The following is a 15,738-nucleotide window of genomic DNA, read 5'->3' on the forward strand; positions in this document are numbered from 1 at the left end:
GAATACTCACGCGGCATCTCCCTGTGCGAGGCGGACAATAATGGCGTTCTGCGGCAGCGTATCGTCGATATCGGACGAGGCGAAGAGGGTCTCACCCGGCAGCGCGGGCAGCGGGTGTGACTCAGCGCCGATATTAAACGCCATCGACAGCGTGCCCCGCGGGAAGCGCCAGCTGACGGCCACAAAGCCCGGCGCGGTGGCGACGATGCGCCCGCTGTTTCCGCCCGCCGTGGCCAGCAGCGGCACAATGTGCCGGGCGCGCTGGGTCAGCAGATGACGGGTAAACGCCAGCCATTCTGCCCCCTCGTCGCTCTCCGGCGTGTGCCAGTTGAGCTTCGAGCGGGTAAAGGTCTGTACATCGTTGGGATCGGGGACGCTTTCGCCTTCAAAATCGCCATGCCCTTCAAACTCCTTCGCCCGCCCCTCACGCACCGCTTTCGCCAGATCGCCGTGGAAGTCGGTGAAGAACAGGAACGGGTTGGTTTCGCCATACTCCTCGCCCATAAACAGCAGCGGGATGTGCGGAGAGAGCAGCAGCGCGGCAAGCAGCACCCGGGTACGTTCGGCCCCCGCGAGGGAGATCAGTCGCTCACCCTGGGCACGGTTGCCCACCTGGTCATGGTTCTGAATAAAATCGACAAACGCGGTCGGCGGCTGGCCGGTGCTCTTCACGCCGCGCGCTTCGCCGCTCTGCACCGAGGTTTCGCCCTGGTAAGCGAAGCCCTCCGCCAGGGTGCGGGCCACCATTTTTTCCGGCTGCTGGGCGAAGTCCTGATAGTAGGCCTGGGTTTCGCCGGTGGCGAACACGTGAACGGCGTTATGGAAATCATCGTTCCACTCGCCGGTAAACAGCGGGGCTGAGCCATCCTCGTTGCGCGGATGCAGGAAGATGACGTTGCGGCTGTCTTCGGTGGTGAGATGCGCGGGCCGGTCGACGATCTCCGCCCGGATACGCTCAGCAATCTCAATCAGGACGTGTTTGTCAGAGGTGTCTTCAATCTGATCGATGGCGTCAAAGCGCAGCCCGTCGAGATGGTACTCTTTCAGCCAGTAGAGCGGCGCATCGGCAATGTAGCGGCGCGCGGCGTCCACGTCATAGGCGATGCCCGCACCCCAGGGGGTGTGCCGCTCCTTGTGGAAGAAGTCCGGGGCCAGCAGCGGCAGGTAGTTACCCTCCGGCCCGAAGTGGTTGAGCACGATATCCAGCACCACCGACAGGCCATGCCCGTGAGCGGCGTCAACAAAGGCTTTAAAATCATCCGGTGTGCCGTAGGCGGCGTGCGGCGCATAGAGCAGCACGCCGTCGTAGCCCCAGCCGCGGTTGCCGCCGAACTGGGAGACCGGCAGCACTTCCAGCATGGTCACGCCCAGCTCCGCCAGGTACGGCAGCTTTTCGATAGCCGCCCGGAAGGTGCCTTCCGGCGTGAAGGTGCCGATATGCATCTCATAGACCACGCTCTCTTCCCAGGGGCGGCCCTTCCAGTCGCTGTGCTGCCAACGGTAGCCGCGGTGATCCACCACCCGCGACGGACCGTTCACGTCCTCTTTCTGCGCCCGGGACGCCGGGTCCGGCACCGTCATGCCGTCGGCCAGCACAAAACTGTATTCGTCCCCGGCGCAGACGCCGGTGACCTCACGCTCGAACCAGCCCTCGCCGATCGGGTTCATCGCCAGATCCTCGCCGGACACCCGCAGCGTAACGGTCTGTTGGCCGGTGGCCCACAGACGGAAACGGACCACGTCTTCGGCGACGAATTCGGCACCCCAACCTGCAGGAAATGATGTTGACCCCATTCTGTTCCCTCGTTTTTCCGGTAGTGAGCAAGGCACGCACTCGCACGGGCTATCCCCCGACAAGGCGAGCTCAGTTAACGTAAACGTGTAATCGTGCGTTGAATGCCCTTGCGGAGTGGCACTTCACGGTGTGCCTGATAAGACGGCGTCGTGGAGGGTGCATGGCAAACGTCGTCCACGCGTTTCGCCAGGGCAGCACATGAGAATCAATCATAGACCATTGCGGAAGAACTGCGGTGTGGCGGGGGTGAAAGCGCCTGCGCGAGGCAGGCGTGGTTCAGGCGGCGTCAGCCAGGAGTGGAAGGTTTTAGTGAGGCGCTAACGCCGGGCCAGCCAGCAGCGCCGCGAGCTGCGCGCGATCCTCACCCTGCAGGGTACGCAGCGGAAACGGCAGACAGGGCGGCTGCACCGCGCCCGACAGTTCCGCCAGCGTGGCGATGGGGCGCAGGCTGCCGTAACGCTGGAACAGCGCCCACAGCGGGGCCAGCGCCGCGTTGAGGCGGTTCACCTCCTCTTCCCTGCCCTGCAGCGCCGCGTCGGCCAGCGCGCGCGCCGTATGGGGAAATAGCCCGGCCAACACCGAATACCAGACGTCGCATCCGGCGAGCAGCCCGGCGGCGGCGGCGGCATCGCCGCTGATACCCAGCGTGATGTGCGCCGGGATCGCCTGTCGCAGCGCGGTGAGCCGCGCCGAGGCTTCCGCGCGCGTCCCGGAGAGCGGGCCGAGCTTCAGGGAACCGATATGCGGCAGCTGACACACCGCGATCAGCAGCTCATCATCGAAGGCAAAGCGCGTGGTGGCCGGATTGTCATACACGCACAGCGGTACCGTTACGGCCTGACTCACGCGCTCATAGAGGCGATACACCTCGTCCCGGCTCAGGGGCTGATAGGATACTGGCGCCATCAGCAGCCCGCTCACGCCCGCCTGCTGGGCATCGTCGGCCAGGCGTAGCACCTCGTCGATATTGACCGCCCCGATGCTGACCACCACCGGCACCTCGCCCGCCGCGCGGGTCGCCAGACGCGCCACCCGCGCCCGCTCGACGACGGACAGATACGCGTAGCTCCCGGTCGATCCCAGCGCTCCGATGGCGTCCACCTGGCTGGCAGCCAGTCGTTCAATCAGGGCCGTAAACGCCTTTTCATCCACGGTGCCGTTGACCAGCGGCGTGAGCGGAAAGGCACTGAGTCCGTTAAACATAAGATTCTCCTGCGTTGCGACCTGCTTACCGCTGGCCGATCAAGGGTGGCGCCTGCTGTTACCACACAAAAACCCGGCGCGCGTCAGGCCTCTTTCACGCTATCGCGCGCCCGGTTGGCGTTTCCCCACTCGCATAGCGGCTGCAGGGCGTGCGCGAGCGTGCGGCCGAAATCCGTAATGGTGTACTCCACCCGGGGCGGCACCTCTTTAAAATCGTGCCTGACCACAATGCCGTCTTCCGTCAGGTCTTTGAGCTGCTGGATCAATACCTTCTCGCTGATCCCTTCCGCCAGCCGTTTGAGTTCTCCGAAACGACGCGGACCAAACTGTAAATGAAACAGCAGGATGGATTTCCATTTTCCACCAATGTAACGCAGGGCCACGTCCAGCCCGCAAACGGGTTCCATGATTTTCTCCATACATACCTTTTGGTAGGTACTAGTATACAGGAAAGTAGCCCATTACACTGATTTTCCGCTTCACAACCAGGGTAAACATCATGGGTAAGTTAGCAGGTAAAGTCGTGGTAATAACCGGCGCCAACAGTGGCATTGGTCTGGCATCGGCAAAACGCTTCGCCGCCGAAGGGGCGAAGGTATTTATGACCGGACGCCGGGCGCGTGAACTTGAAGACGCGGTAAACGCGGTGGGACATGGCGCCGTGGGCATTCCCGGCGATATCTCCCGCATGGAGGATCTGGATGCCGTGTTCTCACAGGTTCAGCGCGACGCGGGGCAGATCGACGTGCTGTTCGCCAATGCGGGCGGCGGTGATTTCGCCGCGTTAGCGGATATCACCGAGGCGCATTACGACCGTATTTTTGACACCAACGTCAAAGGCACGCTGTTTACCGTGCAAAAGGCGCTGCCGCTGTTAAAGGATGGCGCATCGATCATTCTGACCGGCTCGACCAGCGCCACCACCGGCATCCCCGACTTTAGCGTTTACAGCGCCAGCAAGGCCGCCGTGCGCAATTTTGCCCGCGGCTGGATCCTGGAACTGACCCCGCGAAAAATCAGGGTCAACGTGCTGGTGCCCGGTGCAACCTCTACGCCCGGCTGGCATGGCCTTTCCTCAGATAAGGAGTTCAATCAGGAGATGATCCGCGCGGTGGAAGCCACCACCCCGCTCGGCCGACTGGCCGACCCCGACGAGGTCGCCGCCGCGGCGTTGTTCCTGGCATCGGATGACAGCAGCTACGTGAACGGCAGCGAACTGTTCGTTGATGGTGGCGCGGCGCAGATTTAAGCGTGTAGTTAAAAAGCCCTGGGTCGGGGATTCGGGGCTGTTCAGGTGCGTTTATGCAGGGATATGATGATGCCCGATCTTCTGACAACTGGATATAAATCACTACGACTGGATGCAAATATCCCATCAGGGCAGAAATACGGGTATCAAACAGTGGTGAAGGATATGCTCACAGCGGAAAGAAAATAGTCACCCGTTCCCGGTAAGCGATTAATCAGCAAGCCCGTTTTTTACGCGGGCTTATTCTTTTTTAGAATTCACGAGACAAGATTAAATAACCGTTGAACCTGACTGAGCATTCATCATTATTTAGCAGGCTGGACGCTATAAAAACGCCGTGCCTACCTTCGCTATTGGTGTAACTGTATTTTGCAGTCAGATTGAGCACATCGTCATCCCGGTATATTTTGTAGTACTCGTTGACCGAAAGGCCACTCCCCGCTTTTGCATCAGCTTCCGCAAGCTGGTGTGCAAAGACGTCGGAAACGGGCGCTATGCTCACTATCTCCACCCTGGTTTTAGCGCGATCAATATCTTTTACGCCGTCTCTGCTCAGGGCAGATAAAAGCATCTCTTCGTTGTAGTGACCCGGCCTGGCACACTCGCTTCCGGGAGCATCAGCGGCGTAGCCAGCGAACGGCAGGAATGCCAGAGCGAGTGCATAGTGGCGAATCATCGAATCACCTCCAGGATCGCACCGTGATCTTTGCTAACTAATAACCGCGTCGCTGGCCCCATGATAATGCACCCTTCGGACGCGAAGCCTTTGATACCGAGGCGCTTGTCACCGTGCATTCTGAACGTTCCCATATCCCGGGAGTAAGCATTACCGTCGATATGGTCGAGGGTAATCGTTAACGGACCTTTGCTGGTTCCCGTGCTCCCGATCTTCCACCTGCCACGAGGAATGGGCCCCATCCCACGAACCTGCTCACGATCAGGATTATTTTTGTTGGTGAGTACCCCGGAATATCCCCTCTCAATCAGTTTGCCATCGCGGAAGAGTTCCCCGGTGCTTTGCTTGTATGTCCATGAAGCCATATTGATCTCCTTATGCTGTTTTTCGCGCGTTCCAGCTGTCAGCGTGTTTGATATTGCCATCCAGATAGTGCCATTCGATTTTTTCATAGCGAAGGCCGACATGCTCGATGTGAGCCTGCCACTCATAATCAGGATCTTTTGTGTCGTACATGACAGGCACGACATGGCAAACCTTCACGTTTTCCAGTGTCGTGGTGAAATAGTTTTCTTCCTGACCGTTGTAGTTGATGCGATAGAATTTAAACTCTGCCTTAATCAACGTTTGTCCGGTTGTAAGCGCCTTGTACAGCAACGGTGACGAGCTATCGATCAGCTTTTCGAAGGTCCAGGCTTCATGCTTACGAGTACCCTTTACTACGCCCATCGTGTCGTCTGTCGGGATAAAGAGATCATGCTGCATCCCCACGCATTCGATACTTCCTTCGTGGCCAGTAATCTCAACAGAACCCTTTAATAACTTTCCTTCTTCCTCATACAGCCACAAATAAACGGCTATAGCCATTGCCTTCACTCCTTTTCCCTCAGGACAAATTAACGTGAGTGAGCAGGCTAATTACTCAACGATGTTTCATCAGTGAACAGGGCCACAAAGTGAGAATATCAGGCTATCGTCACGGATGAGGTTTTGTTCGGTATGGAACCTCATAGGATGATCAGAATACGCCGCTTTTGAACACTACCCGGAGACGAGCGCTGTCCATTGACGTCGCGTGATACGGCTTGACCCGCGTTGCCTGCTTCCCGGCATCCAGCTTGCGCTTATTCGTTATCTCCAGGCACTCCGCCTCGCCTTGGGGTTCTCCGCCTCACCTCGGGGTTCTCCGCGACGGAATTAAGCCCCACGGGGCAAAGCGTTGAACGTTGGCGCGCTAAACGGAAGCTCTTCACTAACGAAAATTAAGGTATAATCCTCGCCTTAAAAAAGGAGACAAAAGTGCATATCAAATCTTGGACATTATTACTCACATTACTCATGCCATTATCATCCGTTGCAGAAAAAAGCGATTTCCATTTCTCAGCTGCTGATGTAAATGCTTCCTTCGAGCCTGGGTGTATAAAGTCCATCAAATATGCCGTAGATGAGTATAACGAGGGCCATATTGACTTCATATTGACCGATGAATGTGGGAAGCGATTTTCGGTTTTCACCCGTCAGAACCTTGGGAAAAAGATGACCATGGCTTACAAGGGTCACCAACTTATTTCAGCTATGATTACATCTCGGCTCGGTTCCAATTTCAGGATACCTGCCCAGGACATACCAAAGGTAGTGTTGATGCAAATACTTACCGATTACGATACTGCACAGGATGAATGAAATATAGTGGAAAATAATGCAGATTAGTGCGGCAAAGTAAATCGTTTCTCATTACGCTAATGTGCATTCCTGTCCTTTCCTGACCACTATACCCTCCCGTCTCAGGAATCAAAGTCGGCAACATAAAACCTTATAATGTGCCTGGTGATCATCCAGGCCCTTATTTTACTCATACACAAAGCCCTTTCGCGCAGACAGCAGTTATCAGGGCGATGGCACACAACGTACAGACGGTATGCGTCTTATAATTGATAGCGACGACTACGGGTTGATTGATTGTCACCGTTTTGAGGTTATAATCGATCAGCACTCATCTTGTCAGGACGACGAATGACCAATTATAGCGCTTATCTCAAATTCAAATTCGCTTCCGATAAAAAATTAAATACTCTGCTTACGCGTTCAGTTAAGTCGCCAGGCCAAGGCCAGTACGATATGACGACCGACGCCATGGCTGGCGCGGATAAGGCCGCGTGGTATGTATCTTGTCTTGTTCCAGGGGATGCAAAGGAATTATATTTCTCGTCAATGAACTGGTGAGAAAATGAGTTCCTGGATTACTAAATTATGTAAGCAAATAGTTGGGGATCTGTTTTTCTATTTTGGTCCAGTATGTATCATCCTTCCATTTGCTGCTCTGTTCGCATTTGTTGTTCCTGATTATGCGCTACAACTTACAGCGGCCTTAGCAATAATTGTCTATTTTTTCTTCATTAAATACTCTAAGTAGCATTAGCCTGATGAATAATTAACAGCCCCGGGTTTTCCGGGACTGCTCAAGATGTGGAAACCTACAATTTATTCCCCAGTATCTCTAACCTGATCCCTGCTGATTAATATAAGTCAGTGGTCGGTGTTGTTGCAGGGCGTTGATCCCCTTCGTGGCAGAGCAAACATTGGCACGACTACATTGTGTTAATCATCAGGGAGCAAACACCTGGTCAGGCTTCCATCCTTCGGATGCACGTACACGTCAGTCAAAATAAGGTTTCAACACGCCTTCAGTCCAGGTCATGAATGACCTCACTCGTTGCGACAGATTGCGCCGGTGCGCGACGACGAAAGAGGCATCCAGCGGCCTGGGCCGCAGATCGGGAAGGACTTCAACCAGCGTGCCACGTTTGATATGGGGAAGAAGTGTTAAATAACCTCCCTGAATTAACCCCAAACCCGCCAGTCCCGCTTCGTGGTAGGCCGGGACACTGTTGACAGTCATCGTGCCGGGCAATATCAGCGAACGGTAGCCATCCCCTGAGGGATATTCCCATCCGTCAGGTTTCGCGCCAAAATTTCGTATGTAATGAACCATCCTGTGCCCTTGATGCAGAAGATCATCAATCGTCCGGGGCACACCAAAGCGTTTCAGGTAGTCTGAACTTGCCGCGTTGATCATTCGTAATTGTCCCAGCGGCCGGGCAATCAGAGTTTCATCAACAATGGGTCCCAGACGAACGACGCAGTCAAATCCCTCCTGAACCAGATCAACACGGCGGTCAGTACTTGACAGTTCAAGTTCGAATTCCGGATGAGCATTGAGTAGCTGTGGTAGCGCCGGAATAACCACGCTTTGTGCCAGAACCGCCGGCATATCAACGCGTAAACGCCCTCGCAGTGACATTCCGCCTGATGAAAACATCAACTTCAGCTCGTCTGCCTCCGCCAGCAAATCGCGTGCACGCGAATAGAACATGCGGCCATCTTCGGTCAACTGGACAGTCCGCGTGGTGCGATGCAGAAGCGTTGCGCCTACCTCATGTTCGAGTTCCCGCACTACTATCGAGGCGCGTCCTTTCTGAATACCGAGACTTTCAGCTGCCTGGGTAAAGCTCTTCATTTCTGCAACGCGTGCGAAAACGATCAGTGGCTCAAGGTTTTTCATTGTTCCTCTTTAAGGTAACAGTGCGTTAATTTTCAGCTTATTTATGCCTACTGTAATACTTAATAGACTGCCTTCACACCGCGTTATACAGCGCAACACACTTGCTGAAGGTCATCATCATGAATCAACCCCTTTCAACGATTAAGTCTGTCGTCGTCTATCACTCCGGTTATGGGCATACAGAACGGATGGCGGCAGCCGTCGCAGGAGGCGCCAACGCCACGCTCGTGGCTATCGACTCAGACGGAAACATTACTGAAGACGCATGGGCAAAGCTCAACGCGGCAGACGTGATTCTGTTCGGTTCACCAACCTACATGGGTGGCCCGAGCTGGCAATTCAAAAAGTTTGCAGACGCGTCGTCCAAGCCCTGGTTTGAGGGCAAATGGGTTAACAAAATTTTTGGTGGCTTTACGAATAGCGCGAGCATCAACGGTGACAAGCTGAATACGCTGGCTTATTTCTTTTTGCTGGCCGGTCAGCACGGCGGTATCTGGGTCAATATGGATATTAAGTCTTCAAACACCAAAGCCTCATTGCGTGATGACCTGAATCGCATGGGTTCAAATATCGGCCCTATGGCACAAACTCCTGCCGATGCTTCACCTGAGGAAATGTCGTCTGGCGATCTTGAAACGGCACGGCTTTATGGCGCACGTGTTGCCAGTATTGCCGCACAGTTTTGCCCAATGAATCCATAGCGTCACTCAACTCCCTCATGTGCGGCCCCGCATTAGCGCAGGGTGTCATGGTCGAAGATGAAAGGTAAACCAAATGAAATATAAGCAACTTGGGCATACAGGGCTGTTTGTTTCAGAGTTGTGCCTCGGCACAATGACGTTGGGCGGCAACAAGGATGCGGGTATGTGGTCGTCCATAGGCGCGGTAGAACAGGACGACGCCATTCAGCTTTTCGCGCGAGCCATCGCTGGCGGGGTTAACTTTATTGATACCGCTGACATTTATTCCTTCGGCCAGTCTGAACGTATTACCGGGATCGCGCTAAAAGCGCTCGGGGTTGCACGCGACGACATCATTCTTGCCACAAAAACCGGTGGGGTTATGGGTTCCGGACCCAACGCGCAGGGTGCATCACGTGGGCATATTATGGATTCGGTGCAGAGGAGCCTGGAAAGACTTCAGGTCGATCATATTGATTTGTACCAGATTCATGCGAGCGACCCTGTCACGCCCGTTGAAGAAACGCTACGCGCGCTTGACGATCTCATACGGCAGGGACTTGTTCGGTATGTTGGCGTGTCGAACTGGGCCGCAGGTAAGCTCGGTAAATCGCTTGGCCTGAGCAAGGCGCTTAATACAACACGTTTTGAGACACTACAGGCTTATTACTCTATTGCCGGGCGTGATGTGGAGCGGGAGCTGGTGCCCCTTATCCAGGAGGAAAACATGGGCCTGCTTGTCTGGTCGCCGCTTGCCGGAGGCTTACTTTCCGGAAAATTCGGCCCCGGTTCATCAGCACAGGCTGATACACGCCGCAGTAAATTCGATTTCCCACCCGTCGATCGCGATCGCGCATGGCAATGCGTTGCCGAAATGCGCGCTATTGCAGCGGAACATGGCGTATCGGTCAGTCAGATAGCGCTTGCGTGGCTACTGGCCAGACCTTATGTCACCAGCGTGATTATCGGCGTTAAGGGTATCAAGCAGCTCGACGATAACCTCGGCGCAGCAGATATCACGCTGACAGCGGAGGAACAGGAGCGGCTGGATAAGGTAAGCGCTCTGCCCCCCTCTTATCCAGGCTGGATGATTGAGCAGCAGGACGCCGCTCGCCGCAAGGGATTCGCCAGCTTTAATCATTGAACGAGATTACACATTCTAAAAACCCCCTTCCCGGCTGCTTGCATGTTTACCTGCTGAACGGCATTGCACTGGAATACACGACGTCTAACAAAAGAGATAATGAAATGAATAAAGGTTATTTGATCGCACATGTCACTGTATCGGACGCTGTTGCCTACGCCGAATACGCCAGGGCTGCCGGAGAAGCTATGCAGGCGTTTAGTCCTAAGGTAATTGCCTGGTCTGGGCAGTATGAAAATCTTGAGGGAGAGTCCCATGAGCGGCACGTCGTTTTTGAGTTTGCTTCTTTTGCCGAGGCCAAACGTTTTTATGAAAGCCCTCAATATCAGGCAGCCAGAGCAATTCGTGCAGGCGCTGCGACCGGAACCTTTGTGCTGGTCGAAGGCGCAGCGTAATGCTAAAGAATAGCTAATCGCAACAGCACTAAGGGATTGTCCTTAGTGCTATTTCGTTTACCGGGTTCACTATAACCGCGCCTTGATGCTTACGGGTTTGAGCAAACTACTTTCTGGGATAGGTGTGCGTTAACGGCGTTTGAACGGAAGCATCGTTAATATAATAAAAGGAGAATTAACATTATCGCTAAGACTGAATATTACCTGACTTAGGCTGACACATCCCCACTCCGGCAAATAGCTGAGGTCTTCTGTTCCGATGTAACACACGCGTTCTTATTTTCATGCTTCGAAGAGAGCATCGCGCTGAAAGAGATTGAATACCTTATTCTCCAGGCGAAAAAATTGCTTCCGCCAGTAAAGCAGGCGCAATGATGGGTATGGACGTCTGCCAGATGCCAGCCGCGGACATGGAAAATATCAGCCTGTGTTATTCCACCGCGAGCAGGGCCGCGTTGAAGCCGCGCCCGCATCAACTTGTTGCGGAACTTTTCCTGGGGAAAAACCACACAGGGGCAGTTAATGCGGTTCCAGGAAAAAAGGAGGACATAATGCAAGTCAATCGCTCAGGTGCATTAACGCACCACGCGCTCACCGAAGCCGGCCAGCCGTCATCTTCAGAGGCTGCGTCCCTGAAAGGGCCTTTAAACGGTTTTGACCGTGGCGCTTCAGCGGTGCAAGGTTTTGAAGCCCCTGAAAACCTCAAAAAAGGATTACTGGGGATGGGCCAGGTTGCTCTTCTGAAAGGCAACAATATGAAGATGGAAACCGGAGGATGTGGGCCCTGTATTGGCGTGGGCATTACCTACCGTTCAAACACCGGAGAAGTCAGTGGATTGCTCGCCCATCTTCAGCCCGAGGCAGACATCAACGATTTTGTCGCTAATGTGCGGCATGCATTTGATGACCACTTTGAATCTGAAATGAAACTCACGCTTGCCACTACGCTTGATCAAGATAAAGGCGTCGCGACTGACCAGCAGCTCAGGCTGGAAAAACTTCAAAATAGTCTCAAATCCCAGTATGACTTTCTTGATCTTGATGACGAAAACATACACGTCTCCACATCCCATTCATCACTGTCGGTAGATGCCGCTACACAGGAAATCAGGCTCGGGCAAGATACAGAGAACGATTTCAGTAAGGACGACATGGACTATATGCAACATCACATGCTTAACGGCAGCAGTTCCTTACGCTACTTTAGCTGGTCTTGAGTGGTCAGGTAAAACTGACCACGGCTTCCGGGACATGTTGAACGATGTGATGAAATAATTTACCAGGAAAGGAACGAGGCAAGCTTAAGCAGATAAAACCACTTAACTCTCTGGAAATAATAACGCTCGCCTTCCCTCAACCCGGTTAGCTTGTCCGCTGCGTGCCAGAAGCGGACACTATTGACTTTGAACAGTGCAAATGAATAACAACCCGGCCGGGCCTACCCAATCATTTTTCAGAGTAGGAAATGCGGTAGCCACTGCCTTCCCTGAGAACACTGGCAAACCCAGCCTTACTTAAATGCATACCGGCAATGATCATTTTTTCGCTGGCGGCTTTTCCCATAATTTTCTTTCGTGTTTCTTCAGCCTGAGCGGCATCAGTGTCGAATAAAATAGAAACAGCCGGTTGCGCTGACTGAATATGCGGATAATGGACAATGTCTCCCCATATTAATAAGCATTTATCATCCGCATCGATGCGAAAACCGGTATGCCCAGGCGTATGACCCGGTAGCCATACTGGCATAATACCTTCTGCTATTTTGTCGCCGTTAAAAAAACGCACCTTACGGGCATAAGCGTCTAAGGTTTGGCGGACCAGCCAAAAATTACGTTGCCCGCGCTCATTCGCGATTTTAAGTTTTTCATCATCCTGCCAGTGTCTCGCTTCGAGAGGGTGAAGAAAAATTTCAGCGTGTTTGAAAACCGGCTGTTTCTCAGAATCCAGCAGGCCTCCAATATGATCCGGATGGCAGTGCGTCAATACAACAGTATCGACGTCGTCAGGGCTTACACCCGCAGCAGCAAGGTTTGCGTTGAGTTGTCCTGCCATGTTGTTCAACGGGCCTGTGCCAGCGTCAACCAAAATGATCCGACCCAGACCGCGGATAAGGTAACAGTTGATATGGATATCGCCGGGCTCATCGACTCCGGCACGGCATTGAATAACGTCCGCATCAGCTTTTTCAATGCCTGACAGCAAATCCAGACTCGCTGTCATATTGCCGTCACTCAGCGCAATTATTTGAAAATCGCCAATCTGGCAGAACGGAAAGGGATGGCTCATCATTTCCTCGAGGTTAGTTGCGGGCGAACAGGTGTTCTGCTGGGGAGCCAAAACAGCGAATACGGATCATCAGACCAGAGGCCTGATGAGTGACAAAATCCAGTTCACGCATAAAGTTTTCCATGACTTCATGGGTTCGCAATGTTGTCAGACGATAAAAGAGCTCGGCATAGACCGGGTGCCCGCATCCCGGCTTAACATCGACAAAAACGATATGAACGTTTCTGGGCTCTGCATCAAGGATGTCACAGCAGATAGCGCTGCATTTATGGGTAAAATCACCAGGATTTTTAAACTTGTCAGAGTGATTTTCAGAAATATAAAAAGTCAGATTAGGCATGATGTTATGGATTCCCTTTATCAGGACTCTGCAACTGAGGTGTCAGAGGTTCGTAGAGATACACTCCAGACATCTCTGTAAACAGCGAGACCGTCTCAACAGGCAAGACATATGTAACGCGATAGTCAGGGAATTTATCCAGCCCCACTGCATGCATTTCCAGACCCCGGTATCCCAGTTCTGTCTCTAAAAAGTCTATTGGCTTTGCGCTTAATAGCAGAATTTTATCGGAAGAGATGGCTGTAGCAAGGCTCTGGCCTTCATAGAGGTTACGATGCCAGTCCGTAATGCAGCCCTGCCAACGAGAGAAATTACCGCCCCCTTTTAAACGGTAATCCTCACTGCTGAGAATCTCCGCATCATTAATCGTATGAATGGCCAGGTAAACAGGGCAGCCGGATGTTAAGGCGCGAAAGCGTTGAGAAGTCGTGAAACCAGCAACAGATATCAATGCGGGCAGTTTTTGCTGACTGTAAAAGGCATTCCATTCTGCCTCGCTTTCAGGATCGTTATACGAGCATTCCACGGTATAGAACATAAGCCCATCTCTATATGAGTCATAAACGCAAGCAAACAGATTTGCTCAATGATTTTACGTCATGCTACAGACTGTATGTGCCGCTTAAAAACGATAATATGTCACTGGTTAGTGACATTAAATCAATGAATGCACATTGCAGGCACTGAGCAAGGAACAGGTTTTATGCGCAGAAAAATACCCAGTAGTGCATCCCTGCAGGCTTTTGATGCCGCCGCAAGGCACGGCAATTTTGCCCGTGCCGCAGAGGAGTTATCCTTAACGGAAGGGGCGATTAGCCGCCAGATTGCGCGTCTTGAAACGTTGCTGAACTGTAAACTGTTTGACCGTATGGGAAGCCGGGTAAAGCTTAACCCTGTCGGCGCGCGTTATGCACATCACGTGCGTGAAACGCTCGATCGGCTCGAAAGAGATACGCGGTACATAATGGGAATGTCTGAGGGCAGTAAAAGTCTGGATATTGCCGTCCTGCCCACTTTTTCCTGCCGTTGGCTCATTCCCCGCCTGAGCGGGCTTAACTCTTTGTTCCCGGACATAACGTTAAATATTGCGGCGAGAACGGATCCGTTCATATTGCCAGGAAGTGGCTTTGACGCAGTCATTCATTTTGAACATTCCGCATGGGCAGGCATGCGTATGCAGTTTCTGTTTCAGGAAAGTCTGCTTCCTGTTTGCAATCCCGCACTGTTAACAAATATTGATGTCAATAGACAGTTAAACGAACTTCCGCGCATTCACCGTCGACAGAATCCTGACGCATGGCATCACTATGCCCGGGAAAGTGGAATACACCTCGATAATCCGGCTCAGGGTGTGCGGTATGATCTTCATGAAATGGCTATCGCTGCCGTCATCGCAGGACACGGTGTAGCATTGGTTCCGCGCATGTATGTCGAGAACGAATTAAGTTGCGGCATGCTTGTTTCGCCATGGCCCGCCTCAGACTGCCTGAGTAAAAAATTCTGTTTAGTAAAACCGACGGAAACGGGAATCAATGAGGCTGCGCTGGAAAGTTTTGAACGCTGGTTGCTTGCTGAAATGAATATGCCCACCAGCTTTAATGCCGAACGATGACATTACGTCTGCTCCTCACTCAAAGCGGACCTTCAGCTCTGTTAACTCGTTCGCTTCGCGCCAGAAGCCGTCACTGACGCCTTCATGATGGCGTGCTGAGATCGTTCTTTGACGGCGGAGTGCGTTTAACGGCGATGTGAGCGCGTTGCGAAGAAGACCACTGCTGCACCGACGGCGACGATGAGCGAATCTTCAATCAGGCCACTCCGGGTCTGCCCCATTTTTGCCACGGCCTTTTTACGTGCCGCAAGCGTTACATAGGCAAGTGGGACCGCGGTAGAGATAGCGATCGCGGCCCCGGCTTTTTCTTTTCCACGGGGTGCCAGCGCGGCGCCCGCAATGCCTGCACTGGCCACGCGTGCTGACATGCCCAAAAACACGGTGCGGTCTGGCGCTGACTTCATCTTGTCGCCAAATAGTTCACCTGCACCCATCGCTAACGCGCCGTATTTGAATAGCGGACGGTCCAGCAGTAAAAGACGGCCCGTTGTGTCGCGCCTTTTAATGCGTGCTATAGCGAGGGCCGCCATCGGCGTCATGGAGCGGCAGCTGGCGACAAGACCAATCAGGGCAGAATAGAAAAAGTTGTTTTTGTTCATTCGCTATCTCTTTTGTAAATAACCATTTTTCAATCAGTTAACGGTTTATCCGGGTGTAGACCACTAATACTCTGATTAACTAACGCATCTACACGGGCTGGTCCGTTAAACGTACATAGCGGCTACCGCCGATTTCGGGCCTTACGCTTTTGCACGCTATTTCCTGACAGTCATGCGGCACACCGGCGCCGGGTAAC

The 15,738-nt window shown here is 53.2% G+C and carries 19 protein-coding genes; 8 read left to right on the top strand and 11 right to left on the bottom strand.

Annotation, left to right across the window (positions count from 1 at the left end):
- Nucleotides 1-6 precede the first annotated feature (6 nt).
- From treZ to DW58_RS04875, 3 genes are all read right to left on the bottom strand, one after another.
- Complete coding sequence (gene treZ, locus DW58_RS04865) at nt 7-1,794, bottom strand: malto-oligosyltrehalose trehalohydrolase (protein ID WP_024551032.1); 1,788 nt, start codon at nt 1,792-1,794, stop codon at nt 7-9.
- 307 nt (nt 1,795-2,101) lie between these two features.
- Nucleotides 2,102-2,998: a dihydrodipicolinate synthase family protein gene (locus DW58_RS04870; RefSeq protein WP_024549664.1), complete on the bottom strand. Its 897-nt coding sequence runs from the start codon at nt 2,996-2,998 to the stop codon at nt 2,102-2,104.
- 83 nt (nt 2,999-3,081) lie between these two features.
- Nucleotides 3,082-3,405: a winged helix-turn-helix transcriptional regulator gene (locus DW58_RS04875; protein WP_029696640.1), complete on the bottom strand. Its 324-nt coding sequence runs from the start codon at nt 3,403-3,405 to the stop codon at nt 3,082-3,084.
- 92 nt (nt 3,406-3,497) lie between these two features.
- Between DW58_RS04875 and DW58_RS04880 the strand changes: the two genes are divergently transcribed.
- On the top strand, nt 3,498-4,247 hold the full coding sequence (locus tag DW58_RS04880) for an SDR family NAD(P)-dependent oxidoreductase (RefSeq protein ID WP_024549666.1): 750 nt from the start codon (nt 3,498-3,500) through the stop codon (nt 4,245-4,247).
- A gap of 250 nt (nt 4,248-4,497) precedes the next feature.
- Here the strand turns inward: DW58_RS04880 and DW58_RS04885 are convergent, their stop codons facing one another.
- From DW58_RS04885 to tssD, 3 genes are read right to left on the bottom strand one after another with little or no spacing between them, the layout of a single operon-like run.
- On the bottom strand, nt 4,498-4,923 hold the full coding sequence (locus DW58_RS04885; protein WP_024549667.1) for a hypothetical protein: 426 nt from the start codon (nt 4,921-4,923) through the stop codon (nt 4,498-4,500).
- Nucleotides 4,920-5,288 (bottom strand): tlde1 domain-containing protein, encoded by a 369-nt coding sequence (locus DW58_RS04890; RefSeq protein ID WP_024549668.1) that lies wholly within the window; start codon nt 5,286-5,288, stop codon nt 4,920-4,922. The genes DW58_RS04885 and DW58_RS04890 overlap by 4 nt, the downstream gene beginning before the upstream one ends.
- 10 nt (nt 5,289-5,298) lie before the next feature.
- The gene (tssD, locus tag DW58_RS04895) at nt 5,299-5,790 is read right to left on the bottom strand and encodes a type VI secretion system tube protein TssD (protein WP_024549669.1); all 492 of its coding nucleotides are present in this window, start codon (nt 5,788-5,790) and stop codon (nt 5,299-5,301) included.
- Between the two features lie 432 nt (nt 5,791-6,222).
- Between tssD and DW58_RS04900 the strand changes: the two genes are divergently transcribed.
- A complete protein-coding gene (locus tag DW58_RS04900) occupies nt 6,223-6,606 on the top strand; it encodes a SecDF P1 head subdomain-containing protein (protein ID WP_024549670.1) in 384 nt (127 codons plus the stop codon).
- Between the two features lie 330 nt (nt 6,607-6,936).
- The gene (locus DW58_RS04905) at nt 6,937-7,146 is read left to right on the top strand and encodes a hypothetical protein (RefSeq protein ID WP_024549671.1); all 210 of its coding nucleotides are present in this window, start codon (nt 6,937-6,939) and stop codon (nt 7,144-7,146) included.
- 433 nt (nt 7,147-7,579) lie between these two features.
- Here the strand turns inward: DW58_RS04905 and DW58_RS04915 are convergent, their stop codons facing one another.
- Nucleotides 7,580-8,485: a LysR family transcriptional regulator gene (locus DW58_RS04915; RefSeq protein ID WP_024549673.1), complete on the bottom strand. Its 906-nt coding sequence runs from the start codon at nt 8,483-8,485 to the stop codon at nt 7,580-7,582.
- 119 nt (nt 8,486-8,604) lie between these two features.
- Between DW58_RS04915 and DW58_RS04920 the strand changes: the two genes are divergently transcribed.
- From DW58_RS04920 to DW58_RS04935, 4 genes are all read left to right on the top strand, one after another.
- Nucleotides 8,605-9,186: a flavodoxin family protein gene (locus tag DW58_RS04920; protein WP_024549674.1), complete on the top strand. Its 582-nt coding sequence runs from the start codon at nt 8,605-8,607 to the stop codon at nt 9,184-9,186.
- A gap of 73 nt (nt 9,187-9,259) precedes the next feature.
- Nucleotides 9,260-10,309, top strand: coding sequence for an aldo/keto reductase (locus tag DW58_RS04925; protein WP_024549675.1), 1,050 nt, complete (start codon nt 9,260-9,262; stop codon nt 10,307-10,309).
- Between the two features lie 104 nt (nt 10,310-10,413).
- Nucleotides 10,414-10,704, top strand: a complete 291-nt coding sequence (locus DW58_RS04930) for a DUF1330 domain-containing protein (protein ID WP_024549676.1) — start codon at nt 10,414-10,416, stop codon at nt 10,702-10,704.
- A gap of 374 nt (nt 10,705-11,078) precedes the next feature.
- Entirely contained in the window at nt 11,079-11,921 is an 843-nt protein-coding gene (locus DW58_RS04935) for a hypothetical protein (protein WP_024549677.1), read from the top strand.
- A gap of 229 nt (nt 11,922-12,150) precedes the next feature.
- Here the strand turns inward: DW58_RS04935 and DW58_RS04940 are convergent, their stop codons facing one another.
- Genes DW58_RS04940 through DW58_RS19945 form a run of 3 tightly spaced genes read right to left on the bottom strand, consistent with a single transcriptional unit; the run spans nt 12,151 to nt 13,868 of the window.
- The gene (locus DW58_RS04940) at nt 12,151-12,990 is read right to left on the bottom strand and encodes an MBL fold metallo-hydrolase (RefSeq protein WP_024549678.1); all 840 of its coding nucleotides are present in this window, start codon (nt 12,988-12,990) and stop codon (nt 12,151-12,153) included.
- Between the two features lie 13 nt (nt 12,991-13,003).
- Nucleotides 13,004-13,330: a hypothetical protein gene (locus DW58_RS19940; protein ID WP_071789279.1), complete on the bottom strand. Its 327-nt coding sequence runs from the start codon at nt 13,328-13,330 to the stop codon at nt 13,004-13,006.
- Between the two features lie 4 nt (nt 13,331-13,334).
- A complete protein-coding gene (locus tag DW58_RS19945) occupies nt 13,335-13,868 on the bottom strand; it encodes a sugar ABC transporter (RefSeq protein WP_071789280.1) in 534 nt (177 codons plus the stop codon).
- Nucleotides 13,869-14,033: 165 nt separating this feature from the next.
- Between DW58_RS19945 and DW58_RS04950 the strand changes: the two genes are divergently transcribed.
- Nucleotides 14,034-14,942 carry a LysR substrate-binding domain-containing protein gene (locus tag DW58_RS04950; RefSeq protein ID WP_024549680.1) on the top strand — a complete coding sequence of 303 codons (909 nt, stop codon included), beginning with the start codon at nt 14,034-14,036 and terminating at the stop codon, nt 14,940-14,942.
- Nucleotides 14,943-15,067: 125 nt separating this feature from the next.
- Here the strand turns inward: DW58_RS04950 and DW58_RS04955 are convergent, their stop codons facing one another.
- Nucleotides 15,068-15,541 (bottom strand): hypothetical protein, encoded by a 474-nt coding sequence (locus DW58_RS04955; RefSeq protein ID WP_024549681.1) that lies wholly within the window; start codon nt 15,539-15,541, stop codon nt 15,068-15,070.
- Nucleotides 15,542-15,738 lie beyond the last annotated feature (197 nt).

Origin of the sequence: Siccibacter turicensis LMG 23730 (genome assembly GCF_000463155.2) — a bacterium.
Classification (GTDB): Bacteria; Pseudomonadota; Gammaproteobacteria; order Enterobacterales; family Enterobacteriaceae; genus Siccibacter; species Siccibacter turicensis.

Coding starts and splice junctions, on each gene's coding strand:
- DW58_RS04930 (WP_024549676.1), top strand. CDS start 10,414: ATGAATAAAGGTTATTTGATCGCACATGTCACTGTATCGGACGCTGTT.
- DW58_RS04870 (WP_024549664.1), bottom strand. CDS start 2,998: ATGTTTAACGGACTCAGTGCCTTTCCGCTCACGCCGCTGGTCAACGGC.
- DW58_RS04920 (WP_024549674.1), top strand. CDS start 8,605: ATGAATCAACCCCTTTCAACGATTAAGTCTGTCGTCGTCTATCACTCC.
- DW58_RS04875 (WP_029696640.1), bottom strand. CDS start 3,405: ATGGAACCCGTTTGCGGGCTGGACGTGGCCCTGCGTTACATTGGTGGA.
- tssD (WP_024549669.1), bottom strand. CDS start 5,790: ATGGCTATAGCCGTTTATTTGTGGCTGTATGAGGAAGAAGGAAAGTTA.
- DW58_RS04955 (WP_024549681.1), bottom strand. CDS start 15,541: ATGAACAAAAACAACTTTTTCTATTCTGCCCTGATTGGTCTTGTCGCC.
- DW58_RS04905 (WP_024549671.1), top strand. CDS start 6,937: ATGACCAATTATAGCGCTTATCTCAAATTCAAATTCGCTTCCGATAAA.
- DW58_RS04890 (WP_024549668.1), bottom strand. CDS start 5,288: ATGGCTTCATGGACATACAAGCAAAGCACCGGGGAACTCTTCCGCGAT.
- DW58_RS04950 (WP_024549680.1), top strand. CDS start 14,034: ATGCGCAGAAAAATACCCAGTAGTGCATCCCTGCAGGCTTTTGATGCC.
- DW58_RS04915 (WP_024549673.1), bottom strand. CDS start 8,485: ATGAAAAACCTTGAGCCACTGATCGTTTTCGCACGCGTTGCAGAAATG.
- DW58_RS04885 (WP_024549667.1), bottom strand. CDS start 4,923: ATGATTCGCCACTATGCACTCGCTCTGGCATTCCTGCCGTTCGCTGGC.
- DW58_RS04925 (WP_024549675.1), top strand. CDS start 9,260: ATGAAATATAAGCAACTTGGGCATACAGGGCTGTTTGTTTCAGAGTTG.
- DW58_RS04935 (WP_024549677.1), top strand. CDS start 11,079: ATGGGTATGGACGTCTGCCAGATGCCAGCCGCGGACATGGAAAATATC.
- DW58_RS04880 (WP_024549666.1), top strand. CDS start 3,498: ATGGGTAAGTTAGCAGGTAAAGTCGTGGTAATAACCGGCGCCAACAGT.
- DW58_RS04940 (WP_024549678.1), bottom strand. CDS start 12,990: ATGAGCCATCCCTTTCCGTTCTGCCAGATTGGCGATTTTCAAATAATT.
- treZ (WP_024551032.1), bottom strand. CDS start 1,794: ATGGGGTCAACATCATTTCCTGCAGGTTGGGGTGCCGAATTCGTCGCC.
- DW58_RS19945 (WP_071789280.1), bottom strand. CDS start 13,868: ATGTTCTATACCGTGGAATGCTCGTATAACGATCCTGAAAGCGAGGCA.
- DW58_RS19940 (WP_071789279.1), bottom strand. CDS start 13,330: ATGCCTAATCTGACTTTTTATATTTCTGAAAATCACTCTGACAAGTTT.